This is a genomic window from Glutamicibacter sp. TV12E (assembly GCF_052441935.1).
In the GTDB taxonomy this organism is placed as follows: domain Bacteria; phylum Actinomycetota; class Actinomycetes; order Actinomycetales; family Micrococcaceae; genus Glutamicibacter.
Map to the genome: position 1 here is coordinate 79,455 of NZ_JBQVVF010000001.1, position 19,086 is coordinate 98,540.

General features: G+C 60.6%; 15 protein-coding genes. 6 read left to right on the plus strand and 9 right to left on the minus strand.

What is annotated here, in order from left to right; translation table 11 throughout:
• Positions 1-93: 93 nt before the first annotated feature.
• Positions 94-432: a hypothetical protein gene (locus ACT7DV_RS00360; RefSeq protein ID WP_444660397.1), complete on the plus strand. Its 339-nt coding sequence runs from the start codon at positions 94-96 to the stop codon at positions 430-432.
• 86 nt (positions 433-518) lie between these two features.
• On the opposite strand, the gene ACT7DV_RS00365 is transcribed toward ACT7DV_RS00360, so the two are convergent.
• Both ACT7DV_RS00365 and dapA read right to left on the minus strand, forming a co-directional pair.
• Positions 519-2,225 carry a ribonuclease J gene (locus ACT7DV_RS00365; protein ID WP_146278050.1) on the minus strand — a complete coding sequence of 569 codons (1,707 nt, stop codon included), beginning with the start codon at positions 2,223-2,225 and terminating at the stop codon, positions 519-521.
• A 19-nt stretch (positions 2,226-2,244) separates the two neighbouring features.
• Positions 2,245-3,156 carry a 4-hydroxy-tetrahydrodipicolinate synthase gene (dapA, locus tag ACT7DV_RS00370; protein ID WP_444660398.1) on the minus strand — a complete coding sequence of 304 codons (912 nt, stop codon included), beginning with the start codon at positions 3,154-3,156 and terminating at the stop codon, positions 2,245-2,247.
• Positions 3,157-3,223: 67 nt separating this feature from the next.
• Between dapA and ACT7DV_RS00375 the strand changes: the two genes are divergently transcribed.
• Entirely contained in the window at positions 3,224-4,408 is a 1,185-nt protein-coding gene (locus ACT7DV_RS00375; protein WP_444660399.1) for a heparan-alpha-glucosaminide N-acetyltransferase domain-containing protein, read from the plus strand.
• Between the two features lie 114 nt (positions 4,409-4,522).
• Here ACT7DV_RS00375 and ACT7DV_RS00380 read toward each other — a convergent pair whose 3' ends face one another.
• The 3 genes from ACT7DV_RS00380 to ACT7DV_RS00390 form a co-directional block, all read right to left on the minus strand.
• The gene (locus ACT7DV_RS00380; protein WP_444660400.1) at positions 4,523-5,527 is read right to left on the minus strand and encodes a sugar phosphate isomerase/epimerase family protein; all 1,005 of its coding nucleotides are present in this window, start codon (positions 5,525-5,527) and stop codon (positions 4,523-4,525) included.
• Between the two features lie 48 nt (positions 5,528-5,575).
• Positions 5,576-6,724 carry a Gfo/Idh/MocA family protein gene (locus ACT7DV_RS00385; protein WP_444660401.1) on the minus strand — a complete coding sequence of 383 codons (1,149 nt, stop codon included), beginning with the start codon at positions 6,722-6,724 and terminating at the stop codon, positions 5,576-5,578.
• 91 nt (positions 6,725-6,815) lie between these two features.
• Positions 6,816-7,859, minus strand: a complete 1,044-nt coding sequence (locus tag ACT7DV_RS00390; RefSeq protein ID WP_444660402.1) for a substrate-binding domain-containing protein — start codon at positions 7,857-7,859, stop codon at positions 6,816-6,818.
• A gap of 152 nt (positions 7,860-8,011) precedes the next feature.
• On the opposite strand from ACT7DV_RS00390, the gene ACT7DV_RS00395 reads away from it, so the two are divergent.
• From ACT7DV_RS00395 to ACT7DV_RS00410, 4 genes are all read left to right on the plus strand, one after another.
• A complete protein-coding gene (locus ACT7DV_RS00395; RefSeq protein ID WP_444660403.1) occupies positions 8,012-9,532 on the plus strand; it encodes a sugar ABC transporter ATP-binding protein in 1,521 nt (506 codons plus the stop codon).
• The gene (locus ACT7DV_RS00400) at positions 9,529-10,617 is read left to right on the plus strand and encodes an ABC transporter permease (protein ID WP_444660404.1); all 1,089 of its coding nucleotides are present in this window, start codon (positions 9,529-9,531) and stop codon (positions 10,615-10,617) included. The genes ACT7DV_RS00395 and ACT7DV_RS00400 overlap by 4 nt, the downstream gene beginning before the upstream one ends.
• 9 nt (positions 10,618-10,626) lie before the next feature.
• Positions 10,627-11,694, plus strand: coding sequence for a polyprenyl synthetase family protein (locus ACT7DV_RS00405; RefSeq protein ID WP_444660405.1), 1,068 nt, complete (start codon positions 10,627-10,629; stop codon positions 11,692-11,694).
• A gap of 95 nt (positions 11,695-11,789) precedes the next feature.
• On the plus strand, positions 11,790-13,046 hold the full coding sequence (locus tag ACT7DV_RS00410; RefSeq protein WP_444660406.1) for an ROK family protein: 1,257 nt from the start codon (positions 11,790-11,792) through the stop codon (positions 13,044-13,046).
• 117 nt (positions 13,047-13,163) lie between these two features.
• Here the strand turns inward: ACT7DV_RS00410 and ACT7DV_RS00415 are convergent, their stop codons facing one another.
• The 4 genes from ACT7DV_RS00415 to ACT7DV_RS00430 all read right to left on the minus strand — a co-directional run bounded on the left by ACT7DV_RS00415 (position 13,164) and on the right by ACT7DV_RS00430 (position 19,080).
• Entirely contained in the window at positions 13,164-15,365 is a 2,202-nt protein-coding gene (locus tag ACT7DV_RS00415) for a PQQ-dependent sugar dehydrogenase (RefSeq protein ID WP_444660407.1), read from the minus strand.
• Between the two features lie 228 nt (positions 15,366-15,593).
• A complete protein-coding gene (locus ACT7DV_RS00420) occupies positions 15,594-17,012 on the minus strand; it encodes an alkaline phosphatase family protein (RefSeq protein ID WP_444660408.1) in 1,419 nt (472 codons plus the stop codon).
• Positions 17,013-17,065: 53 nt separating this feature from the next.
• On the minus strand, positions 17,066-18,202 hold the full coding sequence (gene eboE / locus ACT7DV_RS00425) for a metabolite traffic protein EboE (protein WP_444660409.1): 1,137 nt from the start codon (positions 18,200-18,202) through the stop codon (positions 17,066-17,068).
• Positions 18,199-19,080, minus strand: coding sequence for a TatD family hydrolase (locus ACT7DV_RS00430; protein WP_146278040.1), 882 nt, complete (start codon positions 19,078-19,080; stop codon positions 18,199-18,201). The genes eboE and ACT7DV_RS00430 overlap by 4 nt, the downstream gene beginning before the upstream one ends.
• Positions 19,081-19,086: the final 6 nt, after the last annotated feature.

Here is a 19,086-nt window from a genome sequence, read left to right on the forward strand (position 1 = left end):
CAACACTGCACCCAAGTGGCTGGGAATTAAAAGGGTAATTAATAGATCAACAGTAGGATTGGTTACAATGCCCGACTCTCCCGGAGGAATATCGTGAAGCTTCGTACTCTGCTGATTCTTTGCCCGTCACTACTTGCCGCAACTCTGGCATTTGCCGCCACCGCGTCGGCGAGTGAAGTTTTCCCTGCCCCATCGGGTGATTGGGAATCCGTGAAACTGCTAGATGTCGGCACGGGCAAGGAACTGGGCCGGCTTGTCCCTTCCCAGTGGGATTCAGTGGTTGAAATGGAAGTGAAAACAGGACGCGTCCTGCAAAGAACCGAATGCAACGATTGGCAAGACGCTAGAACCCCGGATGCCTGCGAAGGCGAAGCCGCAGGTCCCGTACCCCTTCTTCCTGCAAATTTGGCTGGGCTGTTGGGCTTGATCTAAGACGCCGAGAAGCATGGGCTGACATTGTCCAGAAGCGGCTAAAGCCCCAAACCAAGTTCTTGGTTTGGGGCTTTAGTTGCGGAAGCCTAGGCTTCGAGAACGACCGGAACGATCATTGGGCGACGGCGCAGCTTGCGCGAAACCCACGAGCCGATCACGCGGCGGGTGATCTGCTGCAGCTGGTGCGTGGAGTGGTTCGGGTTATTCGATACCGCTTCCACAATCGCGGCCGCGATCTTCGGCTTGATCTCGTTGAAGACCGAGTCTTCCTCGGCCACACCGCGGGCGTGGATGTCCGGGCCGGAAATGATGGTGCCATTCTGGCGGTTGATCACAGTGATCACCGAAATGAAACCTTCTTCGCCCAGGGTGACGCGGTCCTTGAGGTCATCATCGGTGATGGTGCCTACCTTGGAACCGTCAACGTAGACGTAGCCGCATTCAACCTGGCCAACCAGCTGGGCGACGCCATCCTTCATGTCGATGACGGAGCCGTCCTCTGCCAGCAGCACGTTTTCCTCCGGAACGCCGGACTGCGCGGCCAGGCGGCCGTTGGCAATCAGGTGGCGGGTTTCGCCGTGGACCGGAAGCACGTTCTTCGGGCGCAGGATGTTGTAGCAGTACAGCAGCTCGCCGGCCGAGGCGTGGCCGGAGACGTGGACCTTGGCCATGCCCTTGTGGATGACCTCGGCGCCCAGGCGCATCAGGCCATTGATCACGCGGAAGACGGAGTTCTCGTTGCCCGGGATCAGGCTTGAGGCCAGGATGACTGTGTCGCCCGGGTTGATCTGCACCTTGTGCTCGCCGTTGGCCATGCGCGAGAGCGCAGCCATTGGCTCGCCCTGCGAACCGGTGGACATCAGCACGACCTTGTGGTCAGGCAGCGAGTCGATCTGCTTGAGGTCAACCAGCACGCCCTGCGGGATGTCCAGGTAGCCCAAGCGTTCGGCGATGCCCATATTGCGCACCATCGAGCGGCCGATGAAGGCCACCTTGCGGCCGTGCATCGCGGCGGCATCCAGGACCTGCTGCACGCGGTGAACGTGCGAGGAGAAGGAAGCGACGATGATGCGGCGGCGGGCACGGGCGAACTTGGCTTCAAGCACTGGGCCGATTTCGCGTTCTGCCACAGTGAAGCCGGGCACTTCGGCGTTCGTGGAGTCAGGCAGGAACAGGTCCACGCCTTCCTCGCCCAAGCGCGCAAAGTGGCGCAGGTCGGTGATGCGGCCATCAAGCGGCAGCTGGTCCATCTTGAAGTCGCCGGTGTGCAGCACGGTACCGGCCTCGGTCCGCAAGAACACGGCCAGGGCATCTGGGATCGAGTGGTTCACGGCCACGAATTCGCATTCGAAGTTGCCGATCTGCGCGATCTCGCCTTCCACCACAATGTTGGTGTTGGCCTTGATCCGGTGTTCTGCCAGCTTTGCTTCCACGAAGGCCAAGGTCAGCTTCGACCCGTACAGTGGGATGTCTTCGCGCAGGCGCAACAGGTAAGGGACTGCACCGATGTGGTCCTCATGGCCATGGGTGAGCACTACGCCCACCACATCTGCCAAGCGGTTCTTGATGTAGGAGAAGTCCGGCAGGATCAGATCCACGCCAGGCTGGTGCTCTTCGGGGAACAGCACACCGCAGTCAACGATCAACAGTTTCCCGTTGAGCTCGAAAACGGTCATGTTTCGGCCAACCTCGCCCAAGCCTCCGAGGGGAACAATGCGCATTGTCCCCTTCTTCAGCCGGGCCGGAGTCTGCAAGCGTGCAGAGTCGGCCTTGCCTACTGAACTCTCAGTCATATGTAGTTAGTCCCTTTCGTTACAGATCCCATCCGCCTTCACGTAGGTCCGCGCGGATGGCATCGAGCTCTGCGTCCGACGGTGCCACAAGCGGCAGCCGGACGACGGTGTTCGGCAGGACACCCTGCCAGTGAAGTCCATATTTTGCGGCCACGGCGCCCTGAATGTGGCCCATGATGCCGCGCTGGATCGCGTCCAGCTCAAAGTGTGTGGTGCGTGCAGTCGCCAAATCACCTGCATGCATTGCATTAACAAGCGTACGGTACTTCGCGGCTGCAACGTGAGCCGTGACGGAAACCACGCCGGCCGCACCGGCTGCCATCAATGGCAGGGTCAATCCATCGTCGCCCGAGTAGACGTGCAGATCGGTCTTGGCCAGCACCGTGGTGGTGGACTGGTAATCTGCCTTGGCATCCTTCAGCGCGATGACCTGTGGAATCTTGGCGAGTTCGATAATGGTTTCCGGTGCCAGTGCGATCCCGGTGCGCCCTGGGATGTCGTAGAGCATGATTGGCAGCTCGACGGCTTCGGCAATGGCCTTGACGTGCGCGATGACGCCGGCCTGGCTTGGCTTGTTGTAATACGGGGTGGTCAACAGCACACCGTCAACACCAGCTTCCTTCGCGGCAAGCGAGAGCTTGATCGAGTGGCGGGTGTCGTTGGTCGTCGAACCGGCCAGCACCGCGGCGCGGTCGCCGACTGCCGCGACGACGGTGCGGAACATCTGGATGTTCTCTTCGTCGCTCAGCGTCGAGGTCTCGCCGGTGGTGCCGGTGACGACTAGTCCGTCGCATCCATCATCGACGAGCTTCTGGGCCAATTTGGCTGCGAGCGCGTAGTCAACTTCCCCCGCTTCGGTGAAGGGGGTGACCATTGCAGTGAGCACGGTGCCAAATGGGTATGCCTGATTATCAATTGCACTTGTAGCCATGGCTTTAAATCTACACTTGCGCATGTTGCAATGGCATCCATCCCCACTTCCGTGGTGCGATGTTTCCATGGAGATTTCGGGGAAGCCACGACGCATTTTGGCGGTTGATGCAGCACGCCTTGTGGCCATCTTGGGGATGTTCGCGGCGCACATTTTCCCGCTCTATGAATACCGCGGCCCAGGTGCCTACTCCCCTACATTTACCGGGGCTGCAGCCTCTGGGCGGGCCTCTGTTCTATTCATGGTTTTGGCCGGATTATCGCTGACGCTCATGACTGGTTCCCTGGCTCGCAGGGGCTTTTCCCACCCTAAGATTTACTCAGTCCTTGCCTTGAGAGCATTAATTATTGCCGTGCTCGGAATGGTAATTGGGACGATAAATGAAGGCATCGCAGTCATTCTTGTCCACTATGGGCTACTATTTCTGTTGCTTCCGCTGGTCCTCAAGCTTCCGAGAACAACCATTTGGGTAGTCTCAGTGCTCTGGCTGGTCTTCGCGCCACTGTTCTGGCGCCCCTTGGCTGCAGGCTCATTGGGGCAATCCCTCGGCCACAATCCGAGCTTTGGCGACCTGCTGTCCCCGGGGCCGTTGTTCCAGGATCTCACCGTTACCGGCTATTACCCGCTTCTGGTTTGGTTTGGATACGGGCTCCTGGGTGTCGCACTGGGACATTGCGATTTGGGGAGCCAAAAGACAGCCGCAGTGCTCACCGTGTCCGGCGGTGCCATCGCAGCGATCAGCTACATCGTCGGCCGCGTTATGAGCCTGGGTTTCACCGGCCAAATTTCGGCGGCTTCCGGAGCGCTTCCGTCTCTTGTCCCAACGCTCATTACTACCGGTCGGTTGCCGGGGACAGCACTGGACCCATATTTGGCCAGTGTCGAATACCTGTGGCTTCCAACTGGGCACAGCAACGCCTTGCTTGCCACCGTGCATTCGGCGAGCTGCGCTGTTGCAGTGCTTGGAGTCCTACTGCTTCTCGTGCCCCGCCTTGGCGTGCTCGGCCGGGTACTTGCTGGCGCTGGGCGCGCTCCGCTCACCTTGTATGCCGGACATCTGGTTCTGCTCCCGCTGCTCGATGACATCCTGGAGCCTTCAGCCATCTGGTGGATCTTGTGCGCGGCTACTGCCTGCTGCGGTATCTGGCTGGGATTCACCAGGGCTTCTGGGCCCTTGGAATTATGCGTGCGGGTTCTCAGCGGAGCCGATGGCCAGCCAACGCCAAAAGCAGGGCCCGGTCCGAGGTTCTGATCTGCCTTGGTTCCAGCTTGACCTTGCTGGCAGCGCACAGAGAAGATCCGCTGCCGGTCCCTGCCGGGAGCCAGTCCCGGCCGAAACCTGCAGCGGATCAGATCATCCTTGTTTTCATGCGTCCTGTTTGAAAGCCGCATCGAAGGAAGTCGACGAAGCGGGGAAATCCAGCCTCTTCAACGCCGCCAGCGCCTCGGGCGCGCCGTAGAGCCGATCCATGCCAGCGTCTTCCCATTCGATGGAAATCGGGCCTTCATAACCGATCGCGGCCAGGGCCCTGAATGCATCTTCCCAAGGCACGTCCCCACGGCCGGCCGAGACAAAATCCCATCCCCTGCGTGGGTCGCCCCATGGCAGGTGCGAGCCCAGGCCGCCATTGCGGCCGTTGCCCATCCGCATGCGGGTGTCCTTGCAATCAACGTGGTAGATCTTCTCGGCGAAGTCCGAAATGAAACCCACCGTGTCGATGCCCTGCCACACCATGTGGCTCGGGTCCCAGTTCAGCCCAAAAGCCTCGCGGTGCCCGATGGCCTCAAGGGTCTTGACCGTCGACCAGTAATCATAGGCAATCTCCGATGGATGGACTTCATGTGCAAAGCGCACACCGCATTCGTCAAAAACATCCAGGATCGGGTTCCAGCGGTCAGCAAAGTCCTGGTAGCCAGCGTCGATGACCTCTGCCGGCACTGGCGGGAACATGGCGACATACTGCCAAATCGAGGACCCGGTAAAACCGACGACGGTTTCAACGCCTAGGCGCTTGGCCAGCCGTGCGGTGTTCTTCATTTCCTCGGCAGCCCGCTGGCGCACGCCCTCGGGGTCTCCATCTCCCCAGACCCTGTCTCCTACAATGGCCTGATGGCGGAAGTCGATCGGGTTGTCGCACACTGCCTGTCCCTTGAGGTGGTTGGAGATGGCCCAGACCTTCAAACCAAATTTTTCCAGGATCCCCAGGCGCTCGGCGATGTAGTCGTCATCATCCCACCGCCACGCGTCAAGATGCTCACCGGAGACCGCGATCTCCAGGCCGTCATATCCCCAACCTGCTGCCAGACGTGCCACCTCCTCTAGGGGCAAGTCGGCCCATTGGCCGGTAAATAGGGTGAAATCGCGTGCCATCCGTTGGCTCCTTTTCGTTTGGTTCCCTCGTGCTGCCTTGGGTGTTCCTTATGCTGTGGTGGTCCACGTGCTGTTGCTGGCTGCGCTGCGCTGGACCGCGTCCAGGACGCACTGCACTTGATGCCCGTCGTCGAATGACGGCTCTGGCTGCTGGCCAGCCCCGATGGCATCAATGAAATCCTTGGCCTGGTGCACAAATCCATGCTCATACCCCAGCGTATGTCCGGTGGGCCACCAGGCAGAGATGTAGGGGTGCTCCGGCTCCGTCACCATAATTTGCGTAAATCCTTGGCGGGTGGGCGCAGCCGTTGCATCGTAGTAGCCCAGCGAATTGTAGTTCTCCAGATCAAAGGAAATTGCCCCCTTGGAGCCCGAGACCTCAATGCGCAATGAATTCTTGCGCCCGGTGGCCATGCGGGTCGCCTCGAATGTGCCGACAATTCCCCCATCAAATCGAGCCGTGAACGCTGCAGCGTCATCCACACTCACCGGACCCAGCTGCGTGGGTGCATCGAGCAACGGGCGCTCGTTGACAAACGTCTGAAGCAGGCCGCTCACTCCAACAATCTTCTGGCCGGTGATGAACTGGGAGAGATCCACGGCATGGGCTCCGATGTCCCCCAGGGCGCCGGTGCCGGCGTGCTCCTTTTGCAGCCGCCAAGTCAACGGCGAACGCTCATCGTGCAGCCAATCCTGCAGATAGGCGGCGCGCACCTGGCGCACCTGCCCGATCGCTCCGCTGGCCACCAGGTCACGGGCAAAGGTTGCAGCGGGCACCCTGCGGTAGGTAAATCCGACCATCGCCTGAACACCCTTGTCCGCGTTGCGGGCTGCGGCAGCCATGGCTTCGGCTTCTTCAAGGGTGTTGGCCAAAGGCTTTTCGCACAGCACGTGCTTGCCGGCAGCCAGGGCGGCAATGGCTATTTCTGCATGTGAATTCCCCGGCGTGACGATGTCGACTACGTCAATGTCTTCGCGTTCTATGGCGGTGCGCCAGTCGGTTGACGTTTCAGACCAGCCCCATTTTTCCGCAGCAGCGTCGACTCCGGCGGCATTGCGGCCAACCAGCAGCGTCATTTCTGGTTGAAACGGAAGATCAAAAAACCTTGGCGCGACTCGCCATCCTTGTGAATGCGCAGCACCCATGAATCCATGCCCGATGAGGGCAATTTTCAAGGCTGGTTTTTGGTTGGGCATGTGTTTCCTCCTGCTGTGGATCTTCATGGGATCGCGTTCGGGGCGGCTGAACCGTGCAAGGCAAGCCACCCCGAAACGCCTTGTGCTCGGTTTAGGAGCTGAACGCCGTCGGCAGGTACTGGTCGACGTTGTCCGAGGTGACAACCGGTGCATTCAAAACGATGCGCTTGGGCACCTCAACTTCGACCAGGTCGCTCATGGCCTTGTCCTGCGCGATCAGTCGTGCCAGGCGAACACCGTCTGCCGCCTGGGTGGATGGGTAGAGAACCGTGGCTTCCAGCACCGATTCACCGCCCTTGATCAGATCCATGGCGTTTTTGGAACCAGCGCCACCGACCATGAAGAATTCATCGCGGCCAGCGCTGTCGATGGCCGCGAGCACGCCATGGCCCTGGTCATCGTCGTGGTTCCAGATGGCATCAATCTTTGGCGCGGCCGCGAGCAGCTGCGAAGCGGCCGCTTCGCCGCCGGCGACGGTAAAGTCAGCTGGCACGCGGTTGTCGACATCCAGGCCACAGGTCTTCAGCGCGTCGGCGAAGCCCTCGCTGCGGTCTTGAGTCAGCGGCAGGGAGTCGACGCCCGGGATTTCCGCAACAACTGCATCGGGCTTGTCGCCAAGACGCTCGCAGATGTATTCGCCGGCGCTACGGCCCATGCCGTAGTTATCGCCCAGAATGGTGGTTCGGGCGGCGGCAGGACTGGAGAACTCGCGGTCCACATTGATGACTGGAATTCCCGCGTCCATGGCCTTGGTTGCCACTGCGGTCAGCGCAGCGCCGTCGGTCGGCAGCAGGACGATCGCGTCTACCTTGTCATTGATGAACTGCTCAACTTGGCTGATCTGCAAGTTGGCATCGTTGGTGCCTTCGGCAACTCGCAAGTCGACATCTTCCAGCGAATCGCCTTGGGCGATGGCGGCCGAGTTGATTGCGCCGAGCCAGCCGTGGTCGGCAGCCGGGCCCGAGAAGCCGATGACCACTTCGTCGCCCGCCGCGGCGTTGCCTTCGCTTGAGGCATTCGAGGGCTGGGCGCTACCGCCACTGGAATCCGACGAGCAGCCGGTGATCAGTGCGCCGACCGCTAAGAGGGCACCGGTAGTGATGAGCATTTTCCGTCCGGAAGGAACTGCAAGCATGTCTATCTCCTCAGTGAGTAAGGTGCAGCGCCGCCGCGTGCAAACCGAACTGTTCGGGCACCAGCGTGCGTGACTATTGTCACAATAACAGAAGTTCGAGGAAAATCGACGAACTTCTACCGATTGCCGACATAATGTGTTAGCTTCATCACATGATGCAAGATGAAAATCCACGTCCGCTCCTCGAAGTGCGCGGACTCACGAAGCAATTCGGAGCCGTTCAAGCGCTCAAGGGCGTTGACTTGTCCGTGCTCCCCGGTGAGGTCCATTGCGTCATGGGACAAAATGGCGCCGGCAAATCCACCTTGATCAAAACCCTCTCCGGCGTACACCAGCCAGACGAAGGCGAAATCTTCTGGGAAGGAGAACAGGTCGGCATCCCCTCTCCCACGGCTGCGCTGGGGCTCGGCATCGCCACCATGTACCAGGAACTCGATGTGGTCGACGGCCTGAGCATTGCCGAAAACATCTTCCTCGGCCACGAGCAGGCCACCGGAGGGGTTCTGCACGTGAAAAAGGCCAATGCCGTCACGCGAACCCTTCTGCGGCGGCTGGGCCACGGCAGCCTCTCACCATCACGCGAGGTCGGAACGCTCTCGGCCGCCAACAAGCAAATTGTCAGCATGGCCCGGGCGCTCTCCCGCGACACCAAGCTGATCATCATGGATGAGCCAAGCGCGATCCTCGACGCAGGAGAGGTGCAGAACCTGTTCCGCGTGGTCCGGGAATTGACGTCCCAAGGCATCGCCGTCGTCTACATTTCGCATCGCCTTGAAGAGATCCGGGAAATCGGCGACCGGATTTCGGTGATCAAGGATGGGCAAAGCACCGCCAATAACCTGGACGTGGCAGACACCCCCAAGGCCGAGCTCATCCGGAGGATGACCGGACGCGATGTCGCCAACGTCTTTCCTGAACGGACAGCCATCCCAGCCGATGCCCCAGTGGTTCTCGATGTCGCCGAACTGGAGCTGGCAGGCCACTTCGAAAAGCTCAGCTTCAGCGTGCGCGCCGGAGAAATCCTCGGCTTTGCAGGACTCGTCGGCTCCCAGCGCTCAGAAATTGTAGAAACCATCTACGGTGCCCGGAAGGCCACCGGCGGGCAGGTCAGCGTGAAGGGAAAGAAGCTGACCGCCGGTTCGGTGACCTCCGCGGTGGACGCAGGAATCGGCCTGTCCCCCGAGGAGCGAAAGAGCCAGGGCCTGATCCTGGACGAGCCGATCTACAAGAACGTCACGCTCTCCACCTTCGAGCGCTTCGCGCGCACCGGATTGCTGGACGAATCGGCAGAGCGGCGCGCAGCCCGGGAGCAAATTGATGCCCTGGAACTCCGTCCCGCCGATCCGCAGCGACCCGCGAGAACCCTTTCCGGCGGAAATCAACAAAAGATCCTGCTGGCCCGCTGGCTGGTACACGGTACGACGGTGCTGCTGCTCGATGAGCCTACTCGTGGCGTCGACGTGGGAGCTCGTGCAGAAATTTATACGCTGATCCGCCGCTTGGCAGATGCCGGGACCGCCATCATCATCATTTCCAGCGAGATCGAAGAAGTCCTCGGCCTCTCCGACAATGTCCTGGTCATTGACGATGGACAGGTCCTGGCCCAGAAAACAGCAACTGAAATTGACGAGCACGGTGTGCTCGACCTAGTCATGAAGGGAAGTGCCGCGTGAGCAAGCAGAAGACCCAAGCTGCCGAGCAACTTGAACAGACCTCGGCCCAGAAGCCAATCGACCACCTCTCCACAACCGGCCGCTCCGGTGGCGTGCTGCAGAACCTGATGCACGGGCCAGCAGGGCGGAGCCTCGGCTTGGTTGTCGCCTTGGTCGTGCTGGTCCTGATCGGCCTGGTCACCAGCGGTGATCGTTTCACGTCTTCGGAGAACATGCTTGTCATCCTGCGGCATGCCTCGATCATCGGCGTGTTGAGCATCGGCGTCACCTTTGTCATCACCGCTGGCGGCATCGATTTGTCGGTCGGATCCGTCTTGGGGCTGACCTCTGTGGTCGGCAGCTTGACGGCAGTCCAGGCTGCCGCGTCCGAGTCCACCTGGCTGCTGATGGTTGTCGTTTCCCTGCTCGTGGGCGCCGTGGCCGGCCTGATCAACGGCGTCATCATCGCCTACGGCAACGTGGTGGCGTTCATTGCCACCCTGGCCACGCTGGTGGCAGCCCGCGGGCTGGCCGAAATCATCTCAGAACGCCGGACCCTGCTGGTAACCAATACCGGCTTCACCAAGTTCATGCGCGCCGACTTCCTGGGAGTGCCGGTACTCGTGTGGATCTTCGCCTTGGCCGCGGCCACCGGATGGTTCTTGCTGAACCGGACCACCTTCGGACGCCGCACGGTAGCCATCGGCGGAAACCTTGAAGCATCGCGCCTGGCCGGTATCAAGGTCAAGCGGCACGTCGTCTCGCTTTACGTACTGGTCGGCATCGCCGCAGGCATTGCCGGGCTGATGATGATGGGACGCACGACCTCCGGGACCTCGACCCACGGCTACCTCTACGAGCTGGACGCAATTGCCGCGGTCGTTGTCGGCGGAACGCTGCTGGTCGGCGGCCGAGGCACCATCATGGGCACCGTTCTCGGCGTCTTGATCTTCAGCACCCTGACCAACGTGTTCACCCAGAACAACATGGACACCTCTGTCCAGGCACTGGCCAAGGGCGCGATCATCGTACTGGCCGTCCTGCTGCAGCAGCGCTTCGCCTCCGGCAAAATGCGCAAGGCCAAAAAGCAACCCCTCAAGGCCTAGGAGCCACGCGTGGATCTCGATGTTGGTCTAGCGCTGGTTGAGCAGCGGCTGCACCGATTTTTCATGGAATCGAAACTTCGTGCAGCCGCTCAGGGGCCAAGCTACCTGCAACTGTGGGAAGCGCTCGAACGCACCTCGCGTGGAGGCTCCCGCTCCCGTCCACGCCTAGTGCTCCTTGCCTATTCCGGCCTCGGTGGCACATCTGCCACCGAGGCGACCGGGGTGGCAGCCGCCTTCGAGCTGCTGCATAACGCCCTGCTGGTCCACGATGACGTCATCGACCGGGACCTGCTGCGCCGTGGCTCGCCCAATGTCGCGGCCACCTACAGGAACGCAGCCCTGCAACGAGGTGCCAGCCCCGCCACGGCCGATCATGCCGGGGCCTGCGCTGCAATCCTCGCCGGCGATCTGGCGCTGACCGGCGTCTACCAGGTGATCCGGTCCTTGCCGGTCTCCGAGGCCCTCCACCGCGAGCTGCACTGCGTTGTGGGCCAGGCGATTTTCGCTTCGGTGGGAGGCGAGTTATTCGATATTGAATCCAGCCTCGGACAGGACATGCCGCCGCCGGAAGAAATCCTGAACACTGCGCGCCACAAGACTTCCGCCTATTCTTTCGAAGCCCCGCTGCACGCCGGAGCGATACTGGCTGGCGCCCCCGAACAGGCGAGATCCGCGTTGGCATCTTTTGGCCGTTTTGCCGGCATCGCCTATCAGATTGTCGACGATGTCCTGGGCGTATTCGGCGAGCAAAGCCAAACCGGCAAATCCCGCTGGGGTGATCTGCGCGAAGGCAAGCGGACCATCCTGCTCTCCTACGCTGCGACCCAGCCACAGTGGGACAGCGTCGCCGGGCTCATTGGCACACCGCAAATGACTGCATCTGAAGCAGAAAAAATCCGCGCCATGCTTATTGCCTGCGGCGCCAAGGACTACGCCATCGCCTCAGCGGTTCAGCATGCCGAAAAAGCGCTGGGCTGCTTGGCCATTGACGAAATTCCCGATCGCCTGCGAGAGCGCCTGGGCAGCCTGCTCATGGCATCAGTCAATCGCGTCCACCTGTCCGCAACTGCAGTCTGAACCGCCGAGAGCACGAGCGTATTTATCGCTTTGGTGCAGATACGATGGTTGTGGGAGCAGGCGCAAAGGTCCTGCCAAGAAGGGACCATCCGGACGTGGAAAGCAATTCGAGGAAACCTGCCAGTGCCCGTGCAAGCGGTGCTGGGCTCGGCAGCAATCGCGACACTACCCGGCAGCATAATCTCTCCACTGTCTTGACACTGGTGCACTGCTCCGCGGGAATCTCCCGTGCTGAACTGACTCGGGTCACCGGCCTGAACCGCTCGACCATCGCCGCGCTCGTTGGCGAATTGGCGCAGCTGGGATTGGTTCTTGAAAACGAACCGGATCAACGCCAGCAGCACGGCCGCCCTTCCATCATGATCAGCCCCGGCCCCGGTGTGCTCGCCTTGGCCGTGAATCCGGATCTGGACGCCGTGAATGTCGCCTTGGTGGCCCTGGGCGGACGCATCGTGAACCCGGTGCGCTTCCACACTGTTGCGCCCCCATCCACCGCCGAAGTAGTAAATATCGTTTCGGCAATCTACACCGGCATGGCCACGTCCTTGCCCGAGAATCGTCGAGTAGTCGGCGTCGGTGTTGCCGTGCCCGGTCTGGTGGATCCGGCCGACGGAACCGTTATCGAAGCCCCGCAGCTGGGGTGGCAAGAAGAGCCCTTGGCCGCGCAGCTGTCTGCTGCGCTCAACTTGCCCGTCTCATGCGCCAATGACGCGATTGTCGGGGCACGCGCGCAAGCAGCCTTTGGCGCCGGCCGCGACGTCTCGGATTTTGTATACCTCTATGGCGGCGCCAGCGGCATCGCGGGCGGCATCCTCAGCGGCGGCCAGTTGCTGCAGGGGGCTACTGGTTTTGCCGGCCAGATCGGCCACCTGCTTGTACGCACCGATGGCGCCAATTGTTCGTGCGGTTCTGCAGGCTGCCTGGAAGCAGAAGTGACCCGCGAGGAACTTCTGCGCGCGACCGGGGTTCCATCCGGACAAGCCGAAGATCTCGAATCCACGGTTCTTGGGCTCTTTGAATCGGGCAACGCCCCGGAAGCGCTGCTTGAAATTCTCCAGAGGCAATCCCGCCTCCTGGCCGTAGCGCTGCGGGCCCTGGTGCATCAGCTGAATCCATCGGTGTTTGTGCTCGGTGGTTTCCTGCGCATCTTGGCCAGGACGATGCCCGCGCTGCTCGAAGACGCCGTCCGTGTCGGCGGGGCACGTTCAGCGCGGGAACAAGTTGCCATCGAGCTGGCTCCATTGGGTGAAGATCCGGTTTTGGTCGGAGCGGCCGAGCTGGCGTTCACCGAGCTGCTGGCTGATCCAGCCCGCGTGCTTGGCACGGCATCACCGGCGCCCATCGATTCCTGAACTGCCGGCGCAGGACTAAAAACTCGCAGGCTGTATTGCACAGGCCAAAAGGCGGTTGGCCCATTCCCCTCAGGGAACGGTCCAACCGCCTTTTTGCCTGGATCAGCCAATTTGCTTCTAGTTGCTGGCCGCTTCCAGAACCACTTCGGCGGTACCGGTGAGCGGCTTCGAGCCGCCGTCGCCCTGGTCCGTGTACGTGGCATTGAATACTGCAGAAAGATCATCTACTGCAGGGTCGTGGCCCTCTGGCACCGTGGTGACGAAGGAGCCAGTGCAGCCCTTGGTGGTAGTCTGCGGATGTCCGTGGGTATGGTGGCCCAGGATGTAGCTCACTTCCACCAGCGAGCAATCAACTGGCTGGTCATCGGTAACCTTGACTTCATAGCTGACGGTATCGCCAAATTGGAAGGCCTGGCCCGAAACCGGGGTTATGAACTCGATGACCGGCTGCTGGTTGCCCACTTCAATTTCTACTTCAGCTGAAGAATGGCGCCCGCGATGCTTGCCACCGAAGTCGGTTACGGTCAGCGTGGCGGTGTACTTGCCATCTTCCTGGTAGGTGTAGGTCGGGGAGGCCTCGGTGGAATCCACAACGCCATCGGAATCGAAGTCCCAGGCGTACCGCAGCTTGTCATTGTCAGCGTCGGCGGTGCCTTCGCTGGAGAATTCAACAGTCAGCGGCGAAGTGCCAACAGTAGGCGTTCCCGAGGCAACTGCGACGGGACTGTGGTTGCCGCCCTCACCGATATAGTCGATGCGCGCGACCTGGGCATCTTCGTTTTCGCCGAAGTAGCCGTCGCCGTATTCGAGGATATACAGTGCACCGTTCGGACCGAATTCCATATCGATCGGATTGTCGGTCACAATCGAGGAAATCACGTTCTCGATGGAAACTAGTGAACCATCTTCAATCGTCATGCCCTTGATGTAGTCGCGGGTCCATTCGTAGAAGAGCGCTTTGCCATCGAAGTAGGATGGCCAGGCCACCGGGCGTGCTCCACGGGTTGCTTCTGCGTTGAATTCATAAGCTGGCCCTGCCATGGGGCCGATGCCTCCGGTGCCAAGTTCTGGGAACTGCTCCGACTGGCCGTAGGTGTACCAGACATCTGCAGTGGCCACGGGTGGCAGCTGAGTCAGGCCGGTATTGTTCGGTGACTCATTCACCGGTGCAGCGCAGTTGAACTTCTCGCCGGAAACACCGGTGACAAAGTCATAGTCGTTGTACGGGAGGCTTTCGGTGGCGCAGTATGGCCATCCATAGTTCGCTGGTTCCGTGGCGATGAGCCACTTGCCGGTTCCGGCAGGTCCCCGGTCAGGGTTTGCGCTTCTGGCATCGGGCGAATAGTCGCCAACGTAAAGCTCTCCGGTGCTCTGATTGACATCGATGCGGAATGGGTTGCGCAGACCCATCAGGTAAATCTCTGGGCGCGTTCCGTCGGTGCCTTCTTCGAACAGGTTGCCGTCCGGGATGGTGTAGCCGCCGCCATCCTTCGGGGTGATCCGCAAGACCTTGCCGCGCAAGTCGTTGGTGTTTGCCGCAGTGCGCTGGGCGTCGTATCCCGGATTGGACTCGGGGTTCTCGTCGATCGGCGAGTACCCGCCGGACACGAATGGGTTGGTGTCGTCTCCGGTTGAGAGATACAAGTCTCCCTTCGCGTCGAAGACGATATCGCCGCCGACGTGGCAGCACAGGCCGCGGGTTGCCGAAACATCGATGATCTGCTGCTCGGTGTCCAGATCGATTGACTTTCCATCAAATTGGAATCGTGACAACCGGTTGACGCCGTTGAAGGGTTCAAAGTCGGCTGCGGTGCCGCTGACCGGGGCATCGCCCTCGTTGATATCGGCGGTTTCAGGATCGTCGACTGGGGTGTTCATCGGCGGCGCGTAGTACAGATAAACCCAGTTGTTGCCATCGGTGCCGAACTGGGGGTCCAAGGCGATGCTCTGCAATCCCTCTTCGTCGTGGCGGTATACGTCCACTTCGGCTGCCAAGGAGTTGACGCCGCTGGTGGCATCATTGAGCCACACTTCGCCACTGCGGGTGGTGTGCAGAACACTCCCATCGGGCAGGACTGCGAGATCCATCGGCTCGCCGGGAGTGTCATTGAGCGTTACCTTCTGGAAGGCCGAGTCCGCTGGCACAACCGGCACCGGGGCCTTGGGCTGGGCAGAAGCCGGCACGCCGGCTAGGGCCGAGGCAAGCACAGCTGCTGTAGCAAGCCCGGCGCTCGCGCGCAGCATATGTCGTTTGGAAAAGTGCGCGGAAACCACGCCGTGCGGAGCTCTGTCCGCGTTCCCTGTTCGGTTGACTTTCATGGTTCACTTCCTTGTCGCCATTGATTCGGAGCTGGTCGAATCGGGTCAATTGGAACGTTAGTGGCTTGTCTCACAATTTGCTAGTGGTTTCACAAAACAAACTCAGAAAATTCTAATATTTCCATTCACCCGCACCCGCTAGATTGCGCACGAAATCCAGGCCAAGAGGCAATCTTGACCTTGATTTCATTTTGTTGCATCAAACGCCAAAATGCGTGTTGTTGGATATCAAACCGACGAAGCCACCGACGATTCGAGGCCCTGCGCGTGCAGGACCAGCGACTTCACCGACTTTGCCGGCACAGCTCGGCCCGACTCCAAAAGGGCCGAGATCTCGGTTGACACCGAGACATCCGAGCAGAGGATCAATGGCATGTCCTGGGCAGATTCCGCCAGGCGCCCGTGTGTGCCCTTCACGCAGGAAGGATCCAGCGGAACAGTGCTCATGGCATACCGCAAGCCCGCTTTCTTCTTGAGCAGGTTTACTCCTGCCTTGGCCTTCGCCCAACGGTCAGCAGGGTCAAAGAACAGCTCAGCCGGGTCGTAGCCTGGCTTGCGATGGATATCCACCCCGCGGGCATATTCTGGCGCGCGCGAATCGTCCAGCCAGAAGTAGTAGGTGAACCACGCACCGGGTTCAGCCACGACAACCAGTTCCCCGGAGCGCTGGTGATCCAGCCCATACCGGGCCTGTGCCTCCCGATCAAGCACTTCGTCAACACCGTCCAAGGCACGCAATATAGCCGCCACTCGTCCGATGTCGGCCTCGTTCTTCACGTAAACATGGGCGACTTGATGATCCGCGACGGCGAATGCCCTTGAGGTCCAGGGGTCCAGCTGCTCGCGTCCGTCTTGAACGTAAACTTCGAGCAGGCCTTCGCGCCGAAGCTCTCGATTGATGTCCACCGGCGTATGCGCATCTTCGATGCCGTATTCAGCGACAACCATCACGGTGTAGCCATCTGCTTCGGCCTCATCAATCAATGGGGCCAATTCGGCATCCAGTTCGGCCGCCGCAGCGTCCGCTTTTGCCGAGCGAGGGCCGAAACGCTGCAGGTCATAATCCAGGTGCGGAAGGTAGGCAGTCACCAGGTGCGGTGCACGGGTACGAATAACATGCCTGGTTGAGTTGATGATCCATCGGCTGGAGGCTATGGACGCGGTCGGACCCCAATACTGGAACAGCGGGAATTCACCATGGGCACCGACCAATTCATCATGCAGCTCGGGTGGCCGCATGTATGCGTCAGGGGATTTGCGCCCGTCAGCATGATAGATAGGTCGCGGAGTCACCGTCAGGTCGGTGCTCATTCCCATCGCGTACCACCAGCAAATATTCGCCGAGGTGTACTCGGGTTTCTGCAGCCGGGCGGTCTCCCAAATGCTTTCTCCAGCCACCAGGCGATTGTGCTGGCGCCACAGGTGCACCTCCCCCAGTTCCCGGAAATACCAGCCGTTGCCAACAATTCCATGCTCGGCCGGAGACAGGCCGGTCAGCATGGTCGCCTGGGCCGAGCAGGTGACGGCAGGCAAAACGGTGCCCAGCTTTGCCGACCAGCCTTGGTTGGCCAATTTCGCAAGCCGCGGCATGCGCGCCAGCGCCCGGGAGGTCAATCCGACGACGTTAAGTAGCAGTACGGGTTTCACATTGCTCCTGTACAAAATTGGTAGGACGTACTTGATGCCATCAGGGGCACTCTTCAGCTCGCGTGCACCGGAGCCATCAGGTTCTCTCCAGCCCATACCAGTTCGGCGGCGATTCCGTCGACGATGCCGACTTCTTCGGCATTGCCGTGCTGCGGAAGCACGCTCCAGGTATAGGTTTCGACATCCAAATGAATCTCGTCCGCATAGGGAAGCTTGCCCGCCTCGCTCACCGTCGCTTGCAATACATCGGTGGTCGTTTGCAAGGGAGCGGCCGGAACATGGTGCAAAGGAATATGGAAGTGCACCCGCCAAGGACCTGAACCAGGCAGTTCGGCGAGCGCGGTGTCCAGGTCATCGGCCGGAATTACTCCTGCAGCCGAGGATTCGCGCACCTGGTGCAGGTATTTCGGTTCAACAAAACTTTCCAGCGCGGCACGTGCGGCGCGGTCTTTCGGGTCGAGCACGTGCAGGGCTGCCGAGGCCTGGACCTTGACGACTCGCAAGCCCGCATTCTGGATCTGCGCGATGGCTCCGGCAGGATCAGCGAACGAGACAGCCAGGTGGCAGGTGTCAACGCAAACCCCGACAAACTCCGGATCGATGCCCCTTTCCAGCCGGGCACCGAGCCATTGGACAATGTCGCTGATGGTGTCGAGCACGCATCCCGGCTCTGGCTCGATGGCCACCCGCACAGTGCGGCCGGTACGTTCCTTGAGCTCGCGAAGCCCCTGGCTCAATTGCGCAAAAGCGTTGGTCGATGCCTGGTCCTGGACTTCATCCCATGGGTCGCGCCAAGCCAGCGGAAGCGTGGAGATCGATCCGACTTCCCCTTCCGGCAGCAGATCCGCGAGGATCTGCGCGCAGCGCAGCGTATATTCCAAGCGCGCTGGCTCGGCCCACGTAGGCAGATACACTGCATGCTTGACAACTTCATCGTGGAATCCGCAATAGGGAAAAGCATTGATGGTGTGCAGCTGCAGGCCCTCAGCCTCTAGCACTTCGCGCAGGACCTGGCGGTCCTGCTCGCTAGCTGCCAATCTCGTGGCCAGCACGGAGGGGATCCACAGCCCAACGCCGAGGACCTGCAGGCCGGCTCGGCGCCGGATATTGCCGGCGTAGTGGCGCAACTGGGTGATGACGCCTTCCAAATCCTCTGCGGGATGGACGTTGGTGCAGTAGGACAGTCTCATGAGACTCTCTCCCCTCGTAGTACGGAATTCCCCTCAAAGCCAGCAGCAGGGTCAGGGAAAGCACTGCTTTCGAATCCGGGAATAGGATCAAGAATCAATTGGCCGCTTTGACCGTAGAACTCCACCGGATTGCGCCATAGAACCTGGTCCACATCGTCTTCGCTGAATCCAGCGGCCAGCATCGCTTCTGCTGTGCGCCTGGTTTTTAATGGATCAGACCGTCCCCAGTCGGCAGCCGAGTTCACCAGGATGCGCTCGGTTCCATAGCGCTGCAGCAAGTCGACCATGCGCCGTTCATCCATCTTTGTGTCCGGGTATATGGAGAAGCCCATCCAGGAACCAGCCTCCTTGACCATTTCGATATTGGTTTCGTTGAGGTGATCCACCAGCACGGTGCCGGCTGCGATCCCGGATTCGCGCACCACGTCCAGGGTGCGCCGGGTTCCGGCCAGCTTCTCGCGGTGCGGCGTGTGCACCAGGACCGGCAAGTCGTACTCGCGGGCCAATTGCAGCTGGGTCGCAAAGGCATGGTCCTCGGCTGGTGTCATGGAGTCGTAGCCGATTTCTCCGACCGCGACCACACCCTCCTTCACCAGGTAGCGAGGCAGCTCCTCAAGCACGGGTACGCAACGAGGGTCGTTGGCCTCCTTGGGATTCAAGGCAATCGTGGCATGATGCCGAATTCCGAATTGGGCGGCCCTGAACCGTTCCCACCCGAGCAATGAGTCAAAATAATCCAAGAACGACTCAACGCTGGTTCGCGGCTGCCCCAGCCAGAACGCCGGTTCAACCAGAGCACGCACCCCCGAAGCAAACATTGCTTCATAGTCATTGGTGGTGCGGCTGCTCATGTGGATATGAGGGTCAAAGATGCGCATGCTTAT